This window comes from Desulfovibrio sp. TomC (genome assembly GCF_000801335.2).
In the GTDB taxonomy this organism is placed as follows: domain Bacteria; phylum Desulfobacterota; class Desulfovibrionia; order Desulfovibrionales; family Desulfovibrionaceae; genus Solidesulfovibrio.
Genome location: NZ_JSEH01000023.1, coordinates 41189 through 64614, shown reverse-complemented (window position 1 = coordinate 64614; position 23426 = coordinate 41189). Strand labels below are relative to the sequence as shown.

The 23426-nt window shown below is 68.1% G+C and carries 19 protein-coding genes; 9 read left to right on the top strand and 10 right to left on the bottom strand.

The features are described 5' to 3' along the window. Positions 1-12: 12 nt before the first annotated feature. The 5 genes from NY78_RS18065 to NY78_RS18045 all read left to right on the top strand — a co-directional run bounded on the left by NY78_RS18065 (position 13) and on the right by NY78_RS18045 (position 4695). Positions 13-585: a flavin reductase family protein gene (locus NY78_RS18065; protein WP_043639097.1), complete on the top strand. Its 573-nt coding sequence runs from the start codon at positions 13-15 to the stop codon at positions 583-585. A gap of 3 nt (positions 586-588) precedes the next feature. Beyond that, positions 589-1176: a flavin reductase family protein gene (locus NY78_RS18060; RefSeq protein ID WP_043639094.1), complete on the top strand. Its 588-nt coding sequence runs from the start codon at positions 589-591 to the stop codon at positions 1174-1176. Further along, positions 1157-1732 carry a flavodoxin family protein gene (locus tag NY78_RS18055; RefSeq protein WP_043639091.1) on the top strand — a complete coding sequence of 192 codons (576 nt, stop codon included), beginning with the start codon at positions 1157-1159 and terminating at the stop codon, positions 1730-1732. The genes NY78_RS18060 and NY78_RS18055 overlap by 20 nt, the downstream gene beginning before the upstream one ends. Before the next feature lie 332 nt (positions 1733-2064). Then, entirely contained in the window at positions 2065-2421 is a 357-nt protein-coding gene (locus tag NY78_RS18050; protein WP_043639146.1) for a DsrE family protein, read from the top strand. Between the two features lie 33 nt (positions 2422-2454). Beyond that, positions 2455-4695, top strand: a complete 2241-nt coding sequence (locus tag NY78_RS18045; RefSeq protein WP_231584034.1) for a SpoIIE family protein phosphatase — start codon at positions 2455-2457, stop codon at positions 4693-4695. A gap of 148 nt (positions 4696-4843) precedes the next feature. Here NY78_RS18045 and NY78_RS18040 read toward each other — a convergent pair whose 3' ends face one another. Then, positions 4844-5662 (bottom strand): AraC family transcriptional regulator, encoded by an 819-nt coding sequence (locus tag NY78_RS18040; protein ID WP_082140094.1) that lies wholly within the window; start codon positions 5660-5662, stop codon positions 4844-4846. Positions 5663-5752: 90 nt separating this feature from the next. Here NY78_RS18040 and NY78_RS18035 point away from each other — a divergent pair, with 90 nt between their 5' ends. Next, positions 5753-6805, top strand: a complete 1053-nt coding sequence (locus NY78_RS18035) for a bile acid:sodium symporter family protein (RefSeq protein ID WP_082140093.1) — start codon at positions 5753-5755, stop codon at positions 6803-6805. A 362-nt stretch (positions 6806-7167) separates the two neighbouring features. On the opposite strand, the gene NY78_RS18030 is transcribed toward NY78_RS18035, so the two are convergent. From NY78_RS18030 to NY78_RS18000, 7 genes are all read right to left on the bottom strand, one after another. Then, positions 7168-8973, bottom strand: coding sequence for a hypothetical protein (locus NY78_RS18030; protein WP_043639085.1), 1806 nt, complete (start codon positions 8971-8973; stop codon positions 7168-7170). Between the two features lie 103 nt (positions 8974-9076). Continuing rightward, entirely contained in the window at positions 9077-10855 is a 1779-nt protein-coding gene (locus tag NY78_RS23250; protein WP_053062263.1) for a BatD family protein, read from the bottom strand. Between the two features lie 278 nt (positions 10856-11133). Next, positions 11134-12894 carry a tetratricopeptide repeat protein gene (locus NY78_RS18020; RefSeq protein WP_043639082.1) on the bottom strand — a complete coding sequence of 587 codons (1761 nt, stop codon included), beginning with the start codon at positions 12892-12894 and terminating at the stop codon, positions 11134-11136. Next, positions 12891-13877: a VWA domain-containing protein gene (locus NY78_RS18015; RefSeq protein WP_043639080.1), complete on the bottom strand. Its 987-nt coding sequence runs from the start codon at positions 13875-13877 to the stop codon at positions 12891-12893. Before NY78_RS18015 ends, NY78_RS18020 begins: the two co-directional genes overlap by 4 nt. Then, positions 13877-14380 (bottom strand): hypothetical protein, encoded by a 504-nt coding sequence (locus NY78_RS23245; RefSeq protein ID WP_053062262.1) that lies wholly within the window; start codon positions 14378-14380, stop codon positions 13877-13879. The genes NY78_RS18015 and NY78_RS23245 overlap by 1 nt, the downstream gene beginning before the upstream one ends. Then, positions 14377-15282: a DUF58 domain-containing protein gene (locus NY78_RS18005; protein ID WP_043639078.1), complete on the bottom strand. Its 906-nt coding sequence runs from the start codon at positions 15280-15282 to the stop codon at positions 14377-14379. Before NY78_RS18005 ends, NY78_RS23245 begins: the two co-directional genes overlap by 4 nt. Before the next feature lie 100 nt (positions 15283-15382). Then, a complete protein-coding gene (locus tag NY78_RS18000; protein ID WP_043639076.1) occupies positions 15383-16468 on the bottom strand; it encodes an FUSC family protein in 1086 nt (361 codons plus the stop codon). A 279-nt stretch (positions 16469-16747) separates the two neighbouring features. On the opposite strand from NY78_RS18000, the gene NY78_RS17995 reads away from it, so the two are divergent. Further along, a complete protein-coding gene (locus tag NY78_RS17995) occupies positions 16748-18370 on the top strand; it encodes a sensor histidine kinase (protein WP_043639074.1) in 1623 nt (540 codons plus the stop codon). Positions 18371-18688: 318 nt separating this feature from the next. Here NY78_RS17995 and NY78_RS17990 read toward each other — a convergent pair whose 3' ends face one another. Then, entirely contained in the window at positions 18689-19402 is a 714-nt protein-coding gene (locus tag NY78_RS17990) for a tetratricopeptide repeat protein (RefSeq protein WP_043639071.1), read from the bottom strand. A gap of 124 nt (positions 19403-19526) precedes the next feature. Between NY78_RS17990 and NY78_RS17985 the strand changes: the two genes are divergently transcribed. Together NY78_RS17985 and NY78_RS17980 are read left to right on the top strand one after the other, a co-directional pair. Then, on the top strand, positions 19527-20105 hold the full coding sequence (locus NY78_RS17985) for a LysM peptidoglycan-binding domain-containing protein (protein WP_043639069.1): 579 nt from the start codon (positions 19527-19529) through the stop codon (positions 20103-20105). Between the two features lie 70 nt (positions 20106-20175). Then, positions 20176-21150 carry an AAA family ATPase gene (locus NY78_RS17980; RefSeq protein WP_043639067.1) on the top strand — a complete coding sequence of 325 codons (975 nt, stop codon included), beginning with the start codon at positions 20176-20178 and terminating at the stop codon, positions 21148-21150. 100 nt (positions 21151-21250) lie between these two features. On the opposite strand, the gene NY78_RS17975 is transcribed toward NY78_RS17980, so the two are convergent. Then, positions 21251-23326, bottom strand: a complete 2076-nt coding sequence (locus NY78_RS17975; RefSeq protein WP_043639132.1) for an SEL1-like repeat protein — start codon at positions 23324-23326, stop codon at positions 21251-21253. Positions 23327-23426 lie beyond the last annotated feature (100 nt).

The window sequence follows — 23426 nt, the reverse complement described above, 5'->3', positions numbered from 1 at the left end:
AAAGGAGCACGCATGAAAGTCTCTCTCGGTCCCAAGACCATGGCCCTGCCCACCCCGACCTGGCTGGTGGGAACCTACGACGCCGACGGCAAGCCCAATCTGATGACCGCCGCCTGGGGCGGCATCTGCTGTTCCAAGCCGCCGTGTCTGACCGTTTCCCTGCAAAAGCCCCGGCACTCCTATGCCGCCCTCATCGAGCGGCGGGCCTATACCGTAAGCGTCCCATCCGAGTCCCAGGTCGTGGCGGCGGACTACTGCGGCATCGCCTCCGGCCGGACTGCCGACAAGTTCGCGGCCTGCAACTTCACGCCGGTCAAAAGCGAGCTGGTGGATGCGCCGTATGTGGCCGAGTGCCCGCTGATCATTGAATGCAAGGTGATCCAGGTGATCGACCTCGGGATGCACACCATGTTTGTGGGCGAAATCATGGACGTCAAAGTGGACGAAGCGGCCATGCGCGACGGCAAGCCCGACCCCCTGGCGATCAAACCCATCATCTTTGCCCCGGAAGACCGGCATTACTATGGTCTGGGGGCTGATCTGGGGTTGGCCTTCTCCATCGGCAAGGAGCTTAAGGGAGCGTAGGATATGGAAAAAGTCCGTCTCGATCCGGCTCAGCTGCCGCCCATGCCCGTGGCCCTGGCCGGGACTCTGGTCGCGGGGCGGGTCAATTTCATGGCCGCCGGCTGGATCACCCGGGTCAGCCACAGGCCGCCGCTCATTGGCGTCTCCATCAACCACCGCCAGTTGACCGGCAGCGGCATCAAGGAGACCGGCGCATTCTCCCTGTGCTTTCCCGGGCCGGCCCTGGTGGAAAAAACTGACTATTGCGGCCTGGTCTCCGGGCGCAACGTCGACAAATCGGCCCTCTTCGACGTCTTCTACGGCGAGACCCCAGGCGCGCCCATGATCCGGGAATGTCCGCTGTGCCTGGAGATGCGCCTTTACCAGACCGTGGAACTCCCCTCCAACCGGTTTTTTATCGGCGAGATCAAAGCGGCCTGGGCCGATGAGGAGATTCTCACCGACGGCCAGCCGGATGTGGAAAAATACCAACCGCTGCTCTTGACCATGCCGGACAACCGCTACTGGACGCTCGGCGCCTCGGTCGCCGACGCCTGGAGCGTGGGCAAGACGCTAAAAATGGAGATGCAAAATGAAAGTACTGGCCATTAACGGCAGCGCCCGAAAGGACGGCAACACCGCTGCCATGCTGCGCATGGCCCTGGCCGAGATCGAGGCCGCCGGCATTGAAACGGAACTGGTCCAGCTCCACGGCAAGGACATCCGGGGCTGTATTGCCTGCATGAAATGCTGGGAGAATAAAGACGGCCACTGTGCTGTCAAAAAGGACATGTTAAACGAGATCATCGACAAGATGGTCGCGGCCGACGGCATGATCCTGGGGTCGCCGACCTATTTCGCCAACGTCTCGAGCAACATCAAGTCCATCATCGACCGGGCCGGCATGGTGGCCCTGGCCAACGACGCCATGCTGGCCCGCAAGGTCGGGGCGGCCGTGGTGGCCGTGCGCCGGGGCGGGGCCATCCACGTCTTTAATTCCATCAACCACTTTTATTTCATCAACCAGATGGTGGTGCCCGGTTCCAGCTACTGGAACCTGGGCCGGGGCATGGAGCCGGGCGAAGTGGAATCGGACGAGGAAGGCGTTTTGACCATGAAAAACCTGGGCAAGAACATGGCCTGGGTCATGCAGAAACTGAACGCCTAGGGTGTACAAGAGACGAGAAGAAAAGGCGGAAGAGTGCCTCCGGCGGCCGGGGGCCTGAGGCCCCCGGACCCCCCAACGGGAAGAGGTTTTTGAAGGGGTTTTTGACGGGGGATGTCAAACGGGTCGGTTGTGGTCAGCCTGTCTGCCCGTTGGCACTTGACGGCAACCACCGTTGTTCCGGCCCCTCTCTTCCAGGAGGGAGTCCAAAGGGGTGCCCCTTTGGCCGCGAGAGGCTCTCCAGGAGAAGCATGCCCGGCCGTCCCTCCTTGGGCGGGCCGCCGTTTGGCTGCCGGGGGCGTTTTCCCGGCCTGTTTGAAGCAAGGAGTCTGAACATGGCGGCAACTGGCGATGACGAAATCGGATTGGTCGTGTTGTGGGTGACCCGGGACCGGGAGGCAGCGCTCAATATGGCCCTTATGTACGCCAAGAATTCACGGCTCAAAGGCTGGTGGGAGCAGGTACATCTGCTCGTGTGGGGGCCTTCGGCCAAGGCGTTGTCCGAAGACGCCGAACTGCAGGCCGAGGTGGCGGCCTGCCGGGAGGCCGGGGTCGAGGTTCTGGCCTGCCGGGCCTGCGCCGACCGTTACGGCGTCAGCGAAACCCTGGAAGGGCTTGGGATCACGGTGCGCTATACCGGCGAGCCCCTGACCGGTTATCTCAAAGACGGCTGGAAAGTCGTCAGCGTCTGATCCGGTTGGCCGCATCCCTGCGGCCGAAGTTGCTTGCGCATCTTGCTTTTTGCCGGGGCCTCGCGGCATACTGACAATCTGATCGCCGGTCTGCCGGCTGGGATGTACCGCCGCGAGGCAGGGAGGTTTCCGATGTTGCGCATGGCTGTTGGGCACGCCAAATGTCTGGATGCTGGGTGCGCCATACGCGGCGCTGTGGAATCTTGCCGCCGGGGCCTGGGCGGCGTCGAGCCGGCCGGGCTGCTGCTTTTTGCCGGGGTCGGCTATGACCATGCGGCGCTTCTTGCCGGCGTGGCTGCCGCCTTTCCCGAGGTCCCGCTGGCCGGCGCGACTTCGGCCGGCGAGCTGTCCTCGGCTGGCGGCATCAGCGACGACGCCGTACTGCTCATCGCCTTTGGCGGGAAGGGCATCACCTGCGTTGCCGGCGTGGCCCGGGATTATGACGTCTCCGGCCTCGATCCCGGGGCCAGCGCTGCCGCAGCCGTGGCCGCGGCCCGCCAGGGGCTTTCCCGCGCTCCGGGACTCTGTCTGGTCTTTCCCGACCGCAGCCAGGGCGGGGTGCAGGACTATTGCCAGGGCCTGGTCCAGGCCCTGGGGCCGGACTGTCTGGTCCTCGGCGGCGTGCCCGGGCGTCAGTTGGCCGATCCGTACCCGGTGCGCCAGTTCTATGGTCGGGAACTGCTCATGCATGCCGCGCCGTTTCTGCTTATCGCCGGCGAGCTGCCGCTTGCCATGCGCCTGTCGCGCGGCTGGCGGCCTGTGGGCAGCCGGGCCAGGGTGACCGGCGTTTCGGGTTCGGTGGTCAGCCGCATCGGCGATCGCTCGGCCCTGGATTTTTACCGCCACTACCTTGGCCCCCATGCCGAGCCGGCGGTGGAGCTGCCCCTGGCCGTGGCCTGCGAAAAACACAACGATTTTATCCTGCGCTCTCCGGCCTTTTTCAGTGAAGGGGACGGCAGCATCCAGTTCCCGGCCGGTGTTCCGGAAGGGGCCATGGTGCAGTTGGCCGAGGCCACCCGCAGCGAGATGCTTGGCGATATTGAAACCATGGCCAAGGGGCTGGCCGCCGAAGTGGCCTCCGGCATATCACCGGCCGGCGTCCTGCTGTTCTCCTGCTCCACCCGCAAGGACATCCTGGGCACCAAGGCCGTGGAAGAGGTCGAGCGTCTGGCCGAGGCCCTGCCGGCCGGGACGCCCCTGGCCGGTTTCTACTGCCTGGGCGAGATCGGACCCTCCGCCCCTGGTTTGCCGCTCCATCTGCAAAACGGGTCGCTTATCGCCGTGCTCCTTGGCGGCGAGCTGGTCCCGGCCGGTCTGGACACCGCCCCGGCCGATCTGCCTTGTCCGGCCGGGGCGACCGAGGCGCTTCAGCGGGAGGTCCGTTCGCTCACCCGGGCGCTGGCCCGGGCCACCCAGTCGCGGGAGCGTCTGGAGGCCCAGAAAGACCGTTCCCAGGCGCTCATGCGGGTCATAAACGACGAGATCAATACGGCCCGCCTGGAGATCCAGCGCAAAAACGAACTGCTGCGCCAGGCCCTGGCCCTGGCCGAAGAGGTGCAGCGAAACCTGCTGCCCCAGGCCGCTCCGGGCCTTGCCGGCTTCGATATTGCCGGCACGAGCCTGTATAGTGATGAAACCGGCGGCGATTATTACGATTTCATCCACGAACCCAACGAACAGCCAGGACGATTCGGCATCATCATCGGCGACGTCACCGGGCACGGCATCGCGGCGGCCCTGCTGATGACCACGGCCCGGGCCTTTTTGCGGATGCGGTCCTTTCAGCCCGGCTCCCTGGCCTCGGTCATCGACGACGTCAATAAGCTCCTGTGCGCCGATCTGGCCGATTCCGGCCGCTTCATGACGCTTTTTTATCTGGCCATCGACGTCGAAAAAAAACGCCTGCACTGGGTGCGCGCCGGCCATGACCCCATCATCCTCTACGACGCGGCCACTGGCCTGGCCAACGACATCCCGGACAAGGGCGGCCCGCCGCTCGGCATTGTCACCGGAGCCCGCTATGCCGAAAACAGCGCGGCCGGGCTGATTCCCGGGCAAGTGGCGCTTTTGGCAACCGACGGCCTGTGGGAGGCCCGCAACGCCAAGGGCGAGATGTTTGGCAAGGACCGGGTGCGCGAACTGCTTGGCCGGCACAGCGACCTGACTGCCGCCGACATCGTGACCGCCGTGCTCGAAGGCTTGCGGGAGTTTCTCGGGGACGATCAGCCCGAGGACGACGTGACCCTGGTGGCCATCAAGGTGCTGCCGGAGTAGGGGACGGTAACGAGAAGAAAAGACAGAAGACGCCTCCGGCGGCCGGGGGCCTGAGGCCCCCGGACCCCCCAACGGGAAGAAGTTTTAAGGGGTTCGTGGCGTTGGCAGGCAATTGGGTGTTCACGCGGATGGGGCAGGGCGTTTTGATTCAACACGAACACGCATGGTTGCCGGCCGTCACGTTCGAACCGGACCGCAGGCCCCGGGCAAACTCCCCGGGCGTGACCCCGAAAGCCTCCCGGAAGGCGGCCACGAAGGCCGAGGCTGATTCGTAGCCGCTTTCCAATCCCGCCGCCGTGACGCTGGCCCCCGCCTCCAGGTGGGCGAGCGCTGCCAGGAGCCGCTGCCGGCGTCGCCATTTCCCGAACGACAACCCGGTTTCAACCTGAAACCGACGGGCCAGGGTCCGCCCGGTCATGCCGGCGTTCTTGGCAAGTGTTTCCATGGGCCGCACGTCGTCCGGGGCGGCAGCCAGGGCGCGGCAGACTGCGGCGAGTTGCGGATCAGCCGGCCAGGGCAGGCTGAAGCCGGCCTCGGGCAGGGTGGCCAGTTGGTCGAGCAAGACGGCGACCAGCCGGCCGTCCGGCCCCTCTTCGTCATACTCCGGGGGCAGGGCGGCGGCGGCCAGGATCAGCTCCCGGGCCAGTGGTCCAACCGTCAGCACCAGACAGCGGGGCGGACAGAAAATGTCCTGGTCGGCGCGGATATACAGGCTTCGCATCTCGGCCGGCTGCGATGTGGTCACCTCGTGCACAAGGCCCGGCGGCAGCCAGACGGCCCGACGCGGCGGGGCCACATGGCTGCCGGTTGGCGTGGCGACGGTGAGCACGCCCTCGCCGGCAAAGGACAGTTGGCCAAAGGCATGGCTGTGGGCCGCAGCCAGGGAGCCGGCCGGCAGCGATTCGCTGCGGGCGTAGACCATGCGCGGCAGGTTCTCGAGCTGTGGGAGACGGCGTGGTTGCGGCATGTCCATTTCTCGCTATAAAATGTCATTTTGGCGCAAGACGGACCGGACGTCCATGCCTAGATGTAGCCCATCACATCCAAGGAGACGGACATGATCGGCAGGCTTTTGCGCAAGATGGCATCGGATTGGTTCCTGGGCGGCATGATCTCGGCCGTGCTGCTGGCGGCGGCCTTCCCGGCTTTCGGGGCGGCTGGCGGGGCCATGCATGCCGACGTGGTCAGCGACGCCGGTATTTTCGCGGTCTTTTTCCTGCATGGGCTGGCCCTTTCCACCCAAAGCCTGATGGCGGGCTTAAGCAAGGTGAAGCTCCATCTGCTCGTCCAGACACTCACCTTCGTGATTTTCCCGCTGCTCTATATTCCCTTCAAACTGGCCTTTGGCGGCATCATCCCCGAGGGACTCATGCTGGGGTTCCTCTATCTGTGCGCCCTGCCGTCCACCATTTCCTCGTCAGTGGCCATGACGGCCATCGCCAAGGGCAACGTGCCGGCGGCCATCTTCAACGCCACCCTGTCGAGCCTGCTTGGCATCGTGCTGACCCCGGCCATCATCGGTCTGGCCATGGACGGCGGGACCACGGGCGGGCTGTCCCTGGGACAGGCCATGCTCAACATCGCCACCCTGCTGTTTCTGCCCTTTGTCCTGGGACAGCTGGCCCGGCCGATCCTGGGCAACCTGGCCTCGCGCTACAAGAAGTACATCAACACCTTTGACAAGCTGGTGATCCTGATTCTGGTCTACAGTTCCTTTTGCGATTCCACGGCCTCGGGCCTGTGGCGCGACAACGGCCTGTCGGTCATCGCCATGACCCTGGCCGGGGCGGCCCTTTTCCTGGGCGCGGCCCTGTTCGTCTCCTCAAGGGTGTCGTCCTGGATGGGCTTTTCCGAAGAGGACCGGATTACGGCGATTTTCTGCGGCTCCAAAAAGACCCTGGCCTCGGGCGTGCCCATGGCCCGGCTGCTTTTTGGGACGCATCCGGCCCTGGGGCTGATTGTGCTGCCGATCATGTTCTACCACCAGCTCCAGCTCTTCGTCTGCTCCATCATGGCCGGCCGGTTTGCCGACCGTTTTTCCAAGGTCCGGGTGGAAGAGACGACGCCCAGGGAGATGCCGGCAGGCGAACCCGCCCAGGCGCGCAGCTAGGGCCGAAGGTAGGCGAATGGAGGTCAATGGAGACGGGAATGGAGGCGAAGAGGCCTCCGGCGGCCAAAGGGGTAGACCCCTTTGGAAACCCACCTGGGGTTCGTCTGATTTGACCGGGGACGCGGCCAAGTCGATAGGCGAAAGTGGAGCAAGAAGAGACGGGAAGAGGGCAGCGGCCGTAACCGTGGGTGTTTGCGCGTGGCGGGAGCCAGGGAGGTTCCCGCCACGAAATTTCTTTTTCCCGCTCCCTGCCCCTGTCGCGGCAACGCGGTCACCCTTTCCCCAGTTGGGGGGTCCGGGGGCCTCAGGCCCCCGCCGCCGGAGGCATCTTCCTCTCCCTCCCCCTCTTCCTCTCACCTCCCCTAACGCGCCAGACCGTTTCGGAAAATCCAGTCGTTGATGAGATAGAGGCCGTCTTTGCCGATGGGGGCCAAGCGCACGAAACGTTCGTTTCGAATCTCACCCGCCTCGGTGAACTGAAAGCCCACGTATTTTTTGTGCAGCGGTGGAAAATCCCGGATGCGTTTGGCTTCCAGCCGGATGCCCAGGCGCAGCGGCGGCGTGTTGGGCCGGCCGGCCAACTGGATATGGGCCAGGAGCGAATGTTCCCGGCTGGTCTCGGTGAAGTAGTCGTAGGCCGGGGCATTCTCGTGGATTTCCAGCATGAGCCCGCCGGCCGAGAGGTCTTTGATGCGGCAGTGGGCGGCGCTGTCGGGGATGATGCAAAACGGGGCCGGCCATTTTTCGATGGACCCGAGTGCATTCCAATCGGCATCCGGAGCCGGGGCCGAGAGCTCGAAGAGTTCCACCACGGCCGGGTCGATGGGCAGGCGCTTGTGGTTGCGCCGGGTCAGCTCGAAGGCGGCCGGGATGCTCAGTTCGACCAGACAATGGGAGGGGTCGGGGCAGGCAACGGACAGGATGACGGTGCGAAAATCACAGTAGGTACTTTTCTTGTTGGCCCCGACCACCGCAAAATAGCCATGGACCTCCTGCCCGGGCACGGCATCGTTTAAGCGATTGCCGCGCGGCGACTGGACCACCATGGAGTCGTCCTTGACGGTCCGGATGTGGCAGGGGTTGATGGCCGTGTCGTTGGGATCGGTAAACAGGTTGAAATAGAGGATGCTTTTCTGGTCCAGGGCCGAGAGCAGCACCGTGCGTTCGGCCACCTGCAAGCCCCGGGTCGGGGTGTTTTTTTTCTGTTGCAGAGTCTTGACCCGGGCCAGGGTGCGGCGCAGCCAGACCATGGCCGCCACCCGGCTGGCCAGGGACTGGGGCGGCTCGCTGCCCAGGCGAAAACGCGCATCGGGATACTGACGGGTGGTGCAGCTGTCGAAATTATTTAACAGGCAGCGCAACAGTTCCAGGGGGCTGGGTTCGGCAGCGTTTTTTCCGGCTGGCTGGGCGGCCTTTCGGGCTTCCTGGTAGTCGTTCAGGGCGAACACCTTGGGAATTTCACCGATGACCAGGGCGGCAAAGCGGTCGAGGCCGGTTGGCCGGGCGGCATTTTGGAACAGGGTCTTAAACGCTTCCAGAATAAACGTGGTCTTGTATTTGGCTTCCAGCAGTCGGGCGGTGAACTCGAAGACCGGTTTGGCCATGAGATCGATCAGGGTGATGGTGCCGATGGAGCGCAGGTACCAATGGTAGGCGTCGTCCTCTTTCCCGGGCCGCATGATGACGTTGTCGCCAAGCTTTATGACGTAGTCGAGGGTATTCAGTTCCAGGCAATAGCTGTTTTCCCGCAGTTCCGTAATCCAGCGGACGGCGAAATGGCGTTTTTCGTCTTCCTGGGACCATTTCCAACAGTGATAGAGCAGTTCATTGCTCAGAAAATCCAGGAACCGCCGGCGGTTGAAGCTGTTTTCCAGGAGGGTGCAGACCGTCGGCTCCAGCTGTTGCCGGTCATTGTCGCACACGACAAGCCCCCGGTTGACGAGCCAGCTAGGCAGGGCCGTGTCTTTGCCAAAGACGTGGCGCTGCACCGTGGTGTCCGCGATTTCGCCTTCGTCCAAGGCCAGAAGGCCTTCGGTGATGGCCCGCATGAGGGCTGAGGCGGCGCTTATGAGCTGGGGTTGGCTGTCTGGAGTGGCGGACAGAGGGGAAACGCGGCCGAAGTGCAGGTCGAGACTGGTTTGAATGACGGGTGCCAGGAAATCGTTCATGCGATGAGACCTTGCAGTGTAGATTTTTGGCGAAGGAGTATGTCCGAACTGATAGCAGACTGCCGCCTTTTAGCAAGGAGGGGTCGGCCGACCTGGCTGGATTCTACGGAAGCCGTGTGACGGCAGTGTCGCGGACGACCCAGCCCAGGGCATCGTTGCCGGCATCCACCCGCACAAAGCCGTTTCGCCGAGGTCCGAGTCTGACCAGCGCTCCGGGGGGGAGGGTAAAAAGGGTCTCCGCTCCCGCTTCCGGTGCAGACAGCGCCGCCACCTCGGTTGTGGCCACTCCCCGTGGGGCGAGGGCCGGGGCCAGGGCCAGCCAGCCGGCCTCCAGGGCCAGCCAGCCGGCCAGGATGCCGGCCATGAGCCAGGCTCCCCGGGGCAGCAGAGGCCGCCAGCGCCATGCGGCCAGGAGCAGCAGGACCAGGAGGCCCGCCGCCATGCCGCCGGCCGCCAGCATGGTGCGTCTGGGCAGTCGGTTGCCAAGGAGCAGGCCCGGCGACAGCGGCGGCAACCCGGCGGCAGTTTGGGCCTTGACGATCGTGCCGTCGCCGGGCTGGGCCAGACCGGCCCGGTACAGCCACAGCGCCGCCCTTCCGGGTTCTCCGGCCAGTCGCCAGGACGTGGCCGCATCCAGGCAGACAGCCAGGGCGGCTCCGTCGCATCCAGCCTTGAGGCTGGCCTCGAACCCCGTGGCCGCCTCGGCAAAGCGGCCCGAGGCATAATCGGCCTGGGCCGCAGCCAGGGTCGCCGCGCTTGCGGCCGGGGCCAGCAGGGGCGGAGCCAGGGCGGCATCCGGGGCTGGCGCGGCCGTGACGGCCAGGACTGTCTCCGGGGCGGCCAGGACGCGCCAAGTCCCGCGATCGGGATCGAAAACAGCCAGGCGGGGGCCGGGCAGGGTGTAGCGTCCGGGACTTTGGGCGCGAAGGGCGAAATGCACGGTGCGCCGGCCGGTAAACCCGTCCGGGCCGTTGCCGCCGTCGTCCTTGGTGGCGAGCCGGCGCGCCGAAAGGCCTGGCGGCAGTTGCGGAGTCGGCAGCGCCGCTTCGGTCAGATTGCCGCGTCCGGCCAGGATGCTCTCCAGGCCGACTTCCTGGCCGACAGCCACGGAGGCGGCGTCCAGCCGGGCGTCGAGTTCCATCTGTCCGACCAGCTCCGAGGCCGGCAGCCCGGCCGGGACCGGGGGCAGGGGGCGCACGGTGATTTCCAGGGGCGCTCCGTCGATGACCATGGGGCCGGACGCGCCGGGAATGCCCGAAAGTCTGGCCTGGGCCGGGGGCAGGACCAGCCGCCCGGCACGAAGCGGGGTCAGGGCGTAGTCCACGTGGCTTACGGCGTAGCGTTTCCCGCCGGCCGTCACCTCGGCATCGGTCTGGCCGGGCAAGGCAACGGCGGCAAACCCGTCGAAAGCCGGTGGGGTCACGGCAATGCCCGAGGCGGCCACCGACCGGAACAGGGACACCGTATAGACAACCGTCTGGCCGCGGTACGGGTTTGCCCGGGACAGGGCCGCGTCGAGCAGCACGGTTTTCCCGGCCAGGGCCGGGGGGGGGGCGGGCTCCGGGCGCACGACGACGGTGGCCGGGGACGTGGTCAGGCGCGCGCCGCCGGTTTCCACGGCAAGCGCCGGAATCCGGCAATCGCCGCTGCGCCTGGGGGTCAGTTCGAAGCGGTAGGCGGTCACGGGGGCCGGCCGTCCGTCCGGGCCGGTCCGCGACCCGACGATCCGGCCGCGCGGGGTCACGGTGCAATCGACAATGGGCGCAGTGTCAATGACGGCCAGCGCATCGCCCGGCACCAGCACCCGCAGCGTCACCGGCCGGCCGACAATAGTCTCCCGGGGATCGACCTCCACCGTCACGGCCGTCTCAGCCAGGGCCATCCCCCCGATTCCCAGCCAACACCCCGCAACCAAGACACAAAATACCAGCCACATCCCGTTTCCCAGGAGGGTTTCCAAAGGGCACTGCCCTTTGGCCGCCGGAACAGCGGCGGTTCCCGACCCGCGCAGGCACGGGCCGTCCCGATCCGCAGCCGACCGAATCGCCGGCCCGCCCCAAGACCCCCCTGAAAAACTTCTCCCTTCGCAGGGGTCCGGGGGGATCATCCCCCCGGCCGCCGGAGGCATCTTCCCGCCTTCTCTTCGCATCTCTCTCCCCCTCACCAGTCCTTCTCCACCGTCGGTCTGCCGTAGACCGGCGCCACCGGCAGTCCGGGCAGATCCGGGATGCGGTCGAGGATGGGATCATCGGCTGCCCCTGGCGAATTGGCCCGGCGGGGGCCGCCTTTTTCGCCGTCCGGGCCGGCGACCGGCACGTGGGCTTCCTGGGTCTTGGCCGGATCGGCCATGTCGGGCGGGGGACCGGGCTGGGGCGGCTGGTCCGGGGCCGTCTGTTGGCCGCTGCCGTCGTCGGTTCCCTGGGGCGAAGGAGCCTGTCCGGACTGGGCCTGGGCAGGGTCGTTTTGGCCGTCCGGGGACTGGCCGGGCCGGCGCTCGTCGGGTTTATCGCCGGTCTTGGGCGGCGTGGGCGGTGTCGGATTGGCCCGCAGCCAGTCGAGGTTGGCCCGGGCGTCGGCGTCGTTGGGATCAAGCGCCAGGGCAGCCTCGTAGGCGGCGAGGGCCCCGGGCACGTCGCCCAGGCGATAGGCGGCGTTGCCCTGGTTGTAGCGGGCCTTGGCGGCAAGCGGCGGCGCGGCCAGGCCGGCGGCCCGGTCGAAAGCGGCGTGGGCGTCCGTAAAGCGGCCCTGGCGGTACGAGGTTGCGCCGATGTCGTAGAGGATGGTCGGATCGTCGGGGTCTCTGGCCCGGGCGGCCAGGAAGGCGGCCCGGGCGGCCGGATAGTCGCCGCGGGCATAGGCGGTGAGCCCCTGTCCGGTTTTTTCGGCGGCCGAGGAAGCGGCCAGGGCCGGGCCGGCGGCGAGGACAATGAGGGCCAGGACCGGGAGCAGCCGGCCGGCCACCGGGGCCAGAAGCATGTCGCAAAGGAGCAGGGCGATGCCGGCGGCCAGAAACAGTCCGCTCTCGTCTCCGGACCTGGCGTCCAGGGCGATCGGGCCGGTCGCGGCAGCCGCCGCTTCCTGCCGGCCCCGGGCGATCAGGGCGTCGGCCAGGGCCTTGGCCGGGGACGGAATCTCCGGGGACAGGCGAAAGGCTGCGCCGCCGCTTTGCCGGGCCAGTTCGGCCAGACCGGCCACGTCCACCCCGGCCGCAACCGGCGCACCGGCCTTGGTGCGAAGGGGCGTGCCGTCGGCCCCGGGCACGGGGGCGGGCAGGGCCGAACCCACGGCCACGGTAAAGACCGGCACGTCGTTGACCGGTCGGTCGGACTCGGGGCTGGCGGTTCCCTCGCCGTCGCTGACCAGGAGGATCATGCCCGGCCGTGTCCCGCCCAGGGCCAGTCGGGCGGCTTCCAGGGCCGTGGCCAGATCGGTGCCGCCAAGGGGGGCGGCGTCCGGGGAGAGGGCGTCGAGAAAAAGGGCCAGGGCCGAGCGGTCGGGGGTGACGGGGCAGGCCAGCCAGCTTCGGCCGGCAAAGCCGACCAGCCCGGCTTCCACGGCCGGCAGCCGGGTCAGGACATCGAGAACCAGGGCCTTGGCCGCGCCAAGCCGGTTCGGGGCGAGGTCGCGGGCCAGCATGCTGCGCGAGCAGTCCAGGGCGATGATCAGGCGCAGCCTGGGGGAAGGGTTCATTGTCGCCGGGCCTTCCGGGAAACCGAACCGGGGGCCGGCGGCGGCCAGGGCGATGGCGGTAAGCCCCAGGAGAAAGCACAGGCTCTTGAGCCCCCTCCTGCCCGGCGACGCGGCCAGGGTCGGATAGGCCGCGGCAATGGATCGGCGGCGGGCGCGGGCCAGCAAGGCACAGACGAGGCAGACGGCCACGGCGGCCAGGAGCCACAGCCATTGGGGACGGGCGAAGGTCATGGCAGCCTCAGGGCGCGGGTTGCGCCCAACGCGGCCCACAGGGTGAGCAGGCAGACCGACGCTGCGGCCAGGAGCGGAGCCAGGGGGACGGCGTCTCGCGGCACGGCCAGGATGTCGCTTGGCTCCAGGGCGGCGATGGCGGCCGAGGCCCGGGCCAGACCGGCCGCGTCCTCGGCCCGGAAAAATTCTCCGCCGCCGCCCTTCGCCATGGCGGCCAGGGTTTGGGTATCGACCGGGGCCTTTTCATAGACGATTTGCCGGCCAAGCAGGGGGTGGCTGACCAGAAAGGCGGCCGGTTCGTCCCCGCCGACCCCCACGGCAAAGACCCGCACCCCTCTGGCCGCCGCCGTCCGGGCCGCCGTCTGGGGGTCCAGCTCGCCGGTATTGGAGCGGCCGTCGCCGAAAAGGACGGCCACCCGGGACAGCCCCGGGCTTTCGGCCAGCCGCTTGACGGCCAGCCCCAAGGCGTCGCCCATGGCGGTCTTGCGTCCGGCCGCGCCCACTTCCAGGCTGGAGAGGGCCTTATGCAGCACATCCCGGTCTGTGGTCGGCGGGATGACGGTGTAGGCCCGGGAGCCGAAGGCGACAAGGCCGATGCGGTCGCCCGGCCGGGCGGCGGCAAAGCGTCCGGCCGCTTCGGCCACAGCCTCCAGGCGGGTCACGGTGCGGTCTGTAAGGCGCATGTCCATGGCGGCCATGGATTCGGACAGATCAATGGCCAGCATGATGTCCACGCCCCGGCCAAGGAGCACTGGTTCGCCTGGGGCAAGGCCCGGGCCGGCCAGAGCGCAAATGGCCAGGGCCGCGCCAAGGGGCCGCAGCAGGCCCGGCAGACGCACGGCCAGGGAGGGGCGGCCGGCTGCCCGGACGGCGGCCGGATCGGGCAGGCCAAGCGCCCCCCGGTTGGCCAGGCGGCGACGAAGGAGCGAGGCCAGGGGAAGAGCCAGCAGCAGGAGCAGGGCCAGGGGATGGGCCAGGGCCATCACGGCCTCCTGCCGGGCAAAAGCGTCCGGGCCGTTTGCCAGTCCCGCTCCCGGTCCGGACGGATCGCGGCCTCGGCCGGGTCGGCGGCAAAGCAGATCGCCTCGGCCCGGGCCAATAAAGCGGCCAGATTGGCCGTGCGGGCCGGGTCCAAGGCAGCCTGGCCCAGGCGGGCGGTGATTTCGGTTGCGGTCATGGTCGTGGCCGGAAAGCCGTCGTCGGCTTCGAGCATGGCCCGGACCAGCCTGGTCAGGCGGAAATAGTATTCCCGGTCGTCCAGGCCCTGGCCCTGCGGCCCAAGGGCGGCCAGGGCGGCGGCGAAGCGGCGTCGCGGCCCGGACCTGCCTTGCCGCGCCCGCCAAAAGCGCCACAGGGCCAGCCCGGCCAGGACCAGACAGCCGAGGCCGGCGGCCAGTGCCAGCCAGTCGTGTGGCCCGGCCAGGGGCAGCGGCCCCTTGATGTCGCGGATGTCTGTCATGTTGGGCATGTCGGGCACAGCGGTCATAGCGGGCGGCCGATCCGGCGACGGGCGGGCGCGCCGCCGGCCCGGCGGCGGAAAAAGGCGGCCAGGGCCGGGGCGGGCGGGGTGTTGCCGGGGAGTGTCAGGACCTCGGCCCCGACAGCGGCCAGGGCGGCCAGGGTCTGGCGGCGGCTTTGCTCCCGGGCGGCGGCGTAGCGGGACCGGGCGGCGGAATTGCCGCAGTCGAGGAGGGCGGCCCCGCCGGTTTCCAGGTCGGTCACGGTCACAAGCCCGGCCGGGGGCAGGGATGTCTGGTCGTTGGCGGCCAGGCAGGCGGCGGCCACGTCGTGGCGGGCGGCTAGACGTCCCAGGGGCACGGTGAACTCGCCGGCCAGGAAATCGGACAGGACAAAGACCACGGCCCGGTGGGCCAGGGCGGTGGCGGCCAGGGCCAGGGCCGGGGCGGGATCGGTCGTGCGTCCGGCCGGTATGGTTTCGGCCAGGGTCCGGGCCACGGCGTAGGGCATGGCCGGGCCGGCGGTCGGCGGCACAAAGGCCTCGACCCGGTCGGTGAAAAGCACCAGCCCCACCCGGTCGCGGCTGGCGGCGGCGCTGACGGCCAGGGTGACGGCGGCGACGGCGGCGGTTTCGTACAGGGATGGCCCGGCGGCGGCAAAGGCCATGGAGGGACTGGCGTCCACGGCCAGCATGAGCGTGCGGCTGCGTTCCTCGCGGTAGCGTTTGACAAAGGGCCGGCCCAGGCGGGCGGTGGCCTTCCAGTCCATGGCCGCGACATCGTCGCCCGGGGTGTATTCCCGGGATTCTTCATATTCCATGCCGGCGCCCCGGTAGGCGCTCCGGTAGACGCCGGCCAACGGGGCGTCGGCCGCGCCGTTTTGGAAAAGACGCACCCGGCGCGCCCTGGCGAGAAGTTGTGCTGCCTGCATGGTCGGTTGGCCGCCTGTGTTGGCCGGAGTCTTTCCGGGCGGGGGCGAAGTCCTTGTCTCCGGGGTATCAAGGCCGGGCCGACCGGGCAAGGGGCCTGGCTTAGACCATCTCCATGGAGCGGATGCGGGCGACGGTTTCCCGGGCGTCGGCGGCGCAGGCCAACATGCCGTGGACGAAGCTGAAAAAGTGCATGACTTCGCTTAAATCGTAGGCGGCCGGGGCGCGGTCGCGGCGCATGGCACTGAGCTTTTCCCGGGCGGCGGCCACGGCGGCGTCCAGGGCGGCGACCTCGGGCAGGGGACCGCTGCCGCGCAGATGGGCGGCCAGACCGGTCAGCACCTCGGCCCCGGTAAGTTCCAGGGCGGCCAATTCTTCGGGCAGGTGGCGGTGCAGGCCTTTGCCGCGCCATTCCACGGCCACATGGTCCATGCCAAGCACATGTTCAAACAACCGTTCGCCCCGAAACAGGAGCATGGCCCGCATGGCGCTCTCGCCCTTGTCCCGGCTTTCGGCGTCGGCCTCCAGGCGCAGTTCCCGGCAGCGGGCCAAAGTGCGTAAGATACGGTCTTTTAGGGCGAAAACATGCCGCTCGGGATAGTCTTCCCGCAGCCGTCCTTCCACCACCACGGCAAAAAGCGAGGCCACGTCCTCAAAGAGCCGGGCCAGACCATGGGCCAGGGCGCGACTGGCCCGGGACGGCAGCACCACGGCCGAGACGACCAGGGCGGTGACAATGCCGACGGCGATTTCCAGGAAGCGGTCGAACCCGAGGACCAGGGCCGGGATGTCGGGATGGCCGCCTAAAATGACAATGACGGCCGTGATGCCGGCCACCCGGGAGCTTTCCCGCAAGCGGGGAATGGCCGAGCACACGGTCAGGGTGGCAAAAACGGCCAGGCCGGCGGCAACGACCGATTGTCCGCCGAAATGGGCGGCGGCCGCCCCGAAACAGGCCCCCACGGCCGTGCCGGCCAGTCGGGTCCAGGCCGCGCGTATCGAACCGCCGAGGTTGGCCTGCATGACGATGACGGCCGTGACCACGGCCCAGTAGCCCTGGGGCAGATGCAGGGCCGTGACCAGTAGCTGGGTGGCCACGGCGGCCACAGCCGTGCGCAGGGCGTGGCGCAGGCCGAATTTTCGGGCTGCGGCCCCGAGCCGGGACCAGAGGGTGGATAAAGCGGGCATGGGCTGCGTACTCCTTGCAACGAAGAGGCGCTGTGTACTCGCGCTGCGCCCGGATGGGAAGCCCCCGGGAGGTGGCGGGGCCGGGGCCGGACCGTGCGGGCGAGTTGTGCTTGCTTATCTGCTATGCTACCAATGCCGCGGTTGCAAAAGACACTTCGTCTGCCGCAACCTGTTGTACACGGAGTTGATGGCAATGCTTGTGTCGCCACGCTTCGGATTGCCGCCAACGGCCGGCCCAACCCCAGCCTCCCGGGTCGTTCCCGGGGGCGGGGAGCGATTGTGACCGGCGGCCGGCTGCTCATTGCCGGCGGCCCGGACAGGGACCCCGTCGGTTTGGCTGCCGAGCTTATCCGATCCGGCCGATCCTGCGCCCCCCTGGCCTTCCACCGCGTCCTTTCCGCCGAGCTGCTCGTCCTGCCCGATTGCGTCATCATTGCACTTTTCGATCTGCCCGGTCCCGATCCGTTGCCCGGACTGCTGGCTGCTTTGGACGGACTCCCTGTCCATGCCATATTTCTGGCTGACGCCGGTTTTCTCGCCCCCGACGACGGGATACGGGTTTTGCGCGGGCTTGCCGCAGACGGGCTGGCCACAGTCCTCGACATGCTGGACGAACGCGACGCGCTGGCCCGGCAGGGGGCAGGGCATTTGGCCTGGAAGCAGGCTTTTTTTAATGGATTCCCCGGCATCATGGCGGTGTGCGATGTCCGCCGGCGGGTGCTCTTTGGCAATGCCGCCCTGAGCCGCCGGGCCGGGGCCGATCCGGCCGGACTGGCGTGCTATGCCGCCCTGCACGGCCGGGGAGAACCCTGCCCCTGGTGTCCGGCCGACGAGGTCCTGGCCGGGCGCACCGTGTCCATGGAAATTCAAAGCCCGCTGGACGGCCGCTATTTCTCCATGACCAGCGCCCCGTTGCTTCTTCCAGGCGAAGGGCCGCTTATGTTGTCGCTTTTTGCCGACGTCACCGACCGCAACATGGCCCTGTCCCGGCTGAAGGCACTTAACCGCGACCTGGAACGCCGGGTCGCCGAGCGCACCGAGGTCCTGACCCGCCAGACAGCCGAGTTGGCCGAGGCCAACACCCGGCTCCTTGAACTTGATGCCCTCAAATCCGGCTTCCTGGCCACCGTCACCCACGATCTGCGCACGCCGCTCACTTCGGTGATGGGCTTTGCCAAGCTGACCCGCCGGGAATTTTGCAAAGAGTTCATGCCCTTTTCCGAGATCAGCGATCCCCTGCGCCGCAAGGGATCGCGCATCGCCGACAACCTGCGCATCATTGAAAACGAGGGCCTGCGCCTGACCCGGCTGGTCAACGATTTTCTGGATCTCTCCAAGATCGAGTCCGGCCGGCTCGACTGGAACGATCGCCATGTGGACCCGGCCGAGGTGGTGCGCATGGCGATTGAGGCTGTTGGCGGCGAATACGAGCAAAACGAACGTCTGGCTCTGGTCGTGGACATCGCCGGGCCGTTGCCCCCGCTGCACCTGGATCCCGACCGGCTGGTGCAGGTGCTGGTCAATCTGCTCACCAACGCCGCCCGCCACACCTTTGAGGGCGAGGTGACCCTGGTCGCCAGAGCGTTGCCGCGGGGCCGGGTGGAACTGCGGGTGGACGACACCGGCCCCGGCATCGAGGCGGGGGAACGCGAGCGCATCTTCGACAAATTTTATCAGGCCCACCAGGGCGACACCCAGCCGGGACAGCGTCAGGGCACGGGCCTGGGACTGGCCATTTGCAAGCATATTGTCGAACGCTACGGCGGGGCCATCCGGGCCGAGGCGCGCGCCCCCCACGGTACAAGCTTCGTGGTGGAGTTGCCGACGGCGTCAGGCCGTTCCCAGGGCGGCGGCCCGGCTCCGGCGAGTGCGCGTACGACGTCCGAATCCCTGCTGTCCTAGTGTCGCCTTCGGGAAACGGCAGGCTCCGGTTTGGCGCAGCAAGAGACTTGACGTCCTGTTTTTATTCGCAAAAAACAAAATGTAGTTGCGAATGCACTGCGAGTTGTTGCCCCAACCTGAGTCCGTTTCTGTGCATTCAACGACAATAGGCTGCAATACCAACGTATTTTTGGAAGAGCGCGCTATGGGAAGCGGGACGTAGGCCCTGGCCGGGGGCGGGGTCCCGGCCGCTGCCGCCTTGCAAACCTGCTTTGGCGGCCGTTTCCCCGTCACAAATCCGGTGGTGCTGCTCCAGGCCCCGTTCCGGCCGGTTGCCGGCTAAATGTCGTTTAAGTCGATGGTCCTGGTGGCCGGTTTGGCTGGTTTGCCGGACTCCTTGGGGCTGGCCGGGGCCGTGGGTTGGGACGCGCCCGGGGACAGGGGCGAGCCGGTCGAGCCGGTTCCCATTGCCGGGGCGGCCGAACTGGCCGCTGTCGGGCGTTTGACGCCGCACAGCATCCGGGTGGCGTCCAGGCGGGCCTTGGCCTGGGCATTGCCGGCCTCGCGGCGAAGCGCTTCCTGATAGGCGGCCTGGGCCTTGTCGCACTGGCCGGTGGCCAGCAATGCGTCGCCAAGGGCGACTGTCGCCCGGGCGTCCTTGCCGCCGGCCTTGGCCGCCGCTTCAAGCATGTCTCTGGCCCGGGATGCGTCCCCGTTGCCAAAGGCGGTCAGGCCCATGCCCTCCATGGCCGGGGCATAGGAAGGATTGGCGGCCAGGGCGGCCCGAAAGGCCTGCTCGGCCTTGTCCTGGCCGTCCTTGCTGCAGGCGATGCCGGCCCGGGTCAGGGTTTCGGCCCCGGCCGCGGCCCCGGCCTTTGACAGTTCCCGGCAGGCCCGGGCGTAATCTTTCTGGTCAAAGGCGGCATTGCCGGAGGTCACGGCATCTTTGCCGGTCGGTTCATCCGACGAGGAGAATTTCATGGAACCGCAGCCGGGCAGGCAGGCCAGCAAGGCAGCCAGAGCCACGGGCGCGGCGAGGTTGCGAAGCGACATCAGAGGCACCTCCCGATCAAGCGCATTAGGATGCCCTGGCTATCCCAAAGCCTGGACAGATTGTCAAATTGCCTCTCCACTGGTAGAGGCCAAGCTAGTGATGCCCCCAACCTGGAGGCCTGCCATGCCCTGGTGCGTGTTGGTTTTCGCTCTTGCCCTGCTGGCCATGCCCTGCCCGGGCCTTGCCGGCGACACCACCCACATCGTCCGGCCCGGCGACAATCCGGCCGCCCTGGCCAAACGCTATCGCGTGTCCGTGGCAGCCATCCTCGCCCGCAACCAGGGCCTTGATCCCTGCCGCCTCAAGGTCGGCGACGCCCTGGTCATTCCCGAGGCCCCGGCAGCAGCCACAGCACCCGCAGCGCCTGGGGCGCCTGGAGCGCCTGGAACCTCCGGGCCGCCGCCCGCACCCGCCGCCGCCCGTCCGGCGGTCCCGCCAAAAAATCTCGCACTGCCCGACGAGGAAACTCCGGGACAACGCTATGTCGTCGCTCCGGGAGACTGTCCGGCCGCCATTGCCGAACGCTTCGGCATCCCGCTGGCGGTGCTGACCCGGGCCAATCCGGGCCTGGACCCCAAAAAACTGCCGGTCGGCTGTGTGCTGACGGTGCCTGAGGGCAATGCCTGCGCCCCGCCTCCGGTGCCCGTGACCCGTCCCGGCGAATCAGGGTCCGCCGCACCCCTGGTCATGGACTTCCAGTAGCCCTCCCGAGCGCTTCGCCCCTTGCCGCCGGCCTCGCCGCAAGGCATACCGGACCCCGGGAGAATCCTGTATGATCGATGCAACGGAACTGGTGGTTGCGGCCGGCCAAGTGGCGGCGCTTCGGGCCGAGATGGCCAAGGTGCTGGTGGGACGGGACGTTTTCACCGACCGCCTGTTGATCGGCCTCTTGTGCCGGGGGCATGTGCTCATCGAAGGCGTGCCGGGACTGGCCAAGACGTTGGCCGTTTCGACTCTGGCCCGGGCGCTTCGGGCCGAATTCCGGCGCGTGCAGTTCACCCCGGACCTGCTGCCGGCCGACATCTGCGGCACGGAGATCTACCAGCCGGCCACCGGGACCTTTGTCGTGCGCCGGGGACCGGTTTTTGCCAATATTCTCTTGGCCGACGAGATCAATCGCGCCCCGTCCAAGGTGCAGTCCGCCCTGCTTGAGGCCATGGCCGAGGGCCGGGTGACCATTGGCGGCGAGACCTTTGCCCTGCCGCAGCCGTTTATGGTGCTGGCCACCCAAAATCCCATTGAACAGGAAGGCACGTATCCCTTGCCCGAAGCCCAGGTGGACCGGTTTCTGCTCCAGTTGACGGTGGCCTATCCCACCCCGGACGAGGAGGCGGAAATCGTGCGCCGGGCTTGTCTGGCGAAGGAACCCGAGGTGGCGACGGTGCTCGACGGCGGGCAGGTGCTGGCGTTGTCGGATCTGGCCGGCCGGGTGCATCTCGATGCCCGGCTGCTGGAGTATATCGTGGCCCTGGTCGGGGCCACCCGGAACCCCGGCGGGTCGGGACTGGACCATCTGGCCGGTCAGGTGGCCTATGGCGCTTCACCCCGGGCGGCCATTGCCCTGGCCCGCACGGCCAAGGCGCTGGCCCTGCTGTCCGGGCGCGGCTACGCCACGCCGCAGGATGTCAAGGCCATGGCCCCGGACGTGCTGCGCCACCGTGTGCTCCTCACCTACGAGGCCCAGGCCCAAGGGCTGACCCCGGACGCGGCCGTAACCTCGATCCTGGGAGCCGTGGCGGTGCCGTGAGCGGGCTCTCATACACAAAACGAACGTCCGTTGTACGCTTGGCTCTTGGTGTGGCGGCCTGCTTGGCCTGCCTGCCGGCCCGGCGTTTGCGGGCGCGACGCTAAAACAAGGCCTTGGGGTCGGCCGCGCTTATGGTCGGCGGCGGCGTCCCCCCGGGGCCGGCCTGGGCGGTGGTGGTCGGATAGCCCGGACCCCGGGCGCTTGGCGGCAGAAATTTGATGGCCTCCACCACGAGCTTTTCCGCTTCAGGATCAAAGCCAGCCGGCTTGTAGGCGGCCAGTCGGGCTGTCACCCGCTCCAACTGGTCCGGGGTAAGCCGCTTTTCCAGCACCGCCTTGGCCCGGCCCGCCCGCAGCAGCAGGGCATCGCTGCCGGGCGTGCGGCTGGCCAGATTCAGCCAGAACAGCGCACTCTCGAAATCGCGCGGCACCACCCGCCCCTCATAATAAAATCCCGCCAGCATGGCCTGGGCCTGGGCATAGCCCTGGCCTGCCGCCAGCCGGTACCAGCGGAAGGCCTCCCGGGGATCGGACGGCCTGCCCCGGCCGGTCAGGGTCATGGTGGCCACATTGCTGCGGGCATGGGCGTCGCCGCGTTTGGCCGCTTCGAGCATCCAGCGCAACGCCTCGGCGTCGTTGACCGCGCCGCCCTTGCCCGTCAGATACATAAGCCCCAGGTTGAACTGGGCCCGGGCATCCCCGGCCAAGGCCGCCTGCTCATACCATTTGCGCGCTTCAGTGAAATCCGGCGGCCCGGCCAGCCCTTTGGAGAGGAGCGACCCCAGGGCGAAGCCGGCCTCGGCGTCACCGGCTGTGGCCGCCTCGCGGTAGAAGTCGATGGCCTTGGCCAGATTGGCGGCACTGGGAAATTCCTCTTCCGACAAGGCGGCGAGCAGGGCCTTGGCTTCCGGCAGCCCGGCCTCGGCCGCCTTGGCGCACCAGCGAAAGGCCTCGGCCGGATTGCCGGACACGCCCTGGCCGGACAGATGGAGCAGGGCCATGGCGTACATGGCTGGCGCGTTGCCGGCCCAGGCCGCCCGGGAGAGCAGGGCCGCGCCTTGGGCCGCGTCGCCGGGAATCCGGCCGCGTACCATGCCCAGGCCGAGGAGCATGGCTGATTCTGTATCGCCGGCCTCGGCCGCCTTGGCGCAATACCGCCCGGCGCGCGGGGCGTCGCGGCGGTCTTCCGGTCCGGCGGCAAAGAGCCGGCAGGCGGCAGCGGCCGCCCGGTCATCGGCCTGGGCCGCGGCGTCGTAGAGGGCCACCGCCTTGGCCGGATCGCGAAAGACGCCCAGGCCCGCGAAATACATGTCCCCCAGTTGCAGCATGGCCGCCACATGGCCGGCTTCGGCCGCCCGCTCGAACAGCCGGGCTGCCTCCAGGGGATAGGCCGTGACCCCCTGGCCGGTCAGATACATAAGGCCCAGGTCGTAGGCTGCCGGGGCATGGCCGGCTTCGGCCGCGCGACGGCGAAGGCTGGCTGCCCGGGCCGTGTCGGCCGGCAGGCCCCGGCCGTCGGCCACGAGTTCGGCCAACCGGGTCAGCGCCTCGGCATCGCCGGCCTGACCGGCCGCCTCGAACCACTTGGCCGCTGCCCCCGGGTCGCCGCCCCGGGGGTCGCCGGCCGCGTCAAGGGCCAGCAGGGTCTGCCCCAGGGCTGTGGCCGCCTGGGCGTTGCCGGCTTTGGCTGCCCGGCCAAGCAGGGCCAGGGCCGCGTCGATGTCGGCCGGGCCGCCGGCTCCGGACGCCCGCATGATGCCCAGACGGGCCATGGCCGTTACGTCGCCGCGCCCGACCGCCCTGGCGTAGAGGGCGGCCGCAGCGGCGTCGTCGCCGGTGAGGCTTCGGGTCAGGTCGCCGGCCGCAACCATGGCCGGGACAGAGTTTTTACCGGCGGCAAAGGACAAAAGAGCCAAGGCCCGGGGCAGGTCCCGGGGAATGATCTCGCCGGCGGCCAGGAGCAGGCCCAGGCGGTAGGAGGACGGCGCCGAGCCCCGGGCAGCGGCGGTTTCCAGGAGCGGCAGGGCGGCTTGTCCGGCCCCCCGGTCATAAAGCCGCGAACCCAGTTCCGGCGTGGTGCAGCTGGCTGCCACCAGCCACAGCGCCCCGAGGAGGACCAGCCCATAGAACGCGGCAGCCAGGACCTGACGGCGGAAAGAGTGCGAAGCATGGGACATGGCACGGGCCTCCGGCACGGGAAACGTGGAACCGAGCATGCCTGTATCTAAGGCAAATGGGATGCGCGGACAATCCCTGGCGCTCGTGTGGCCTTCCTTG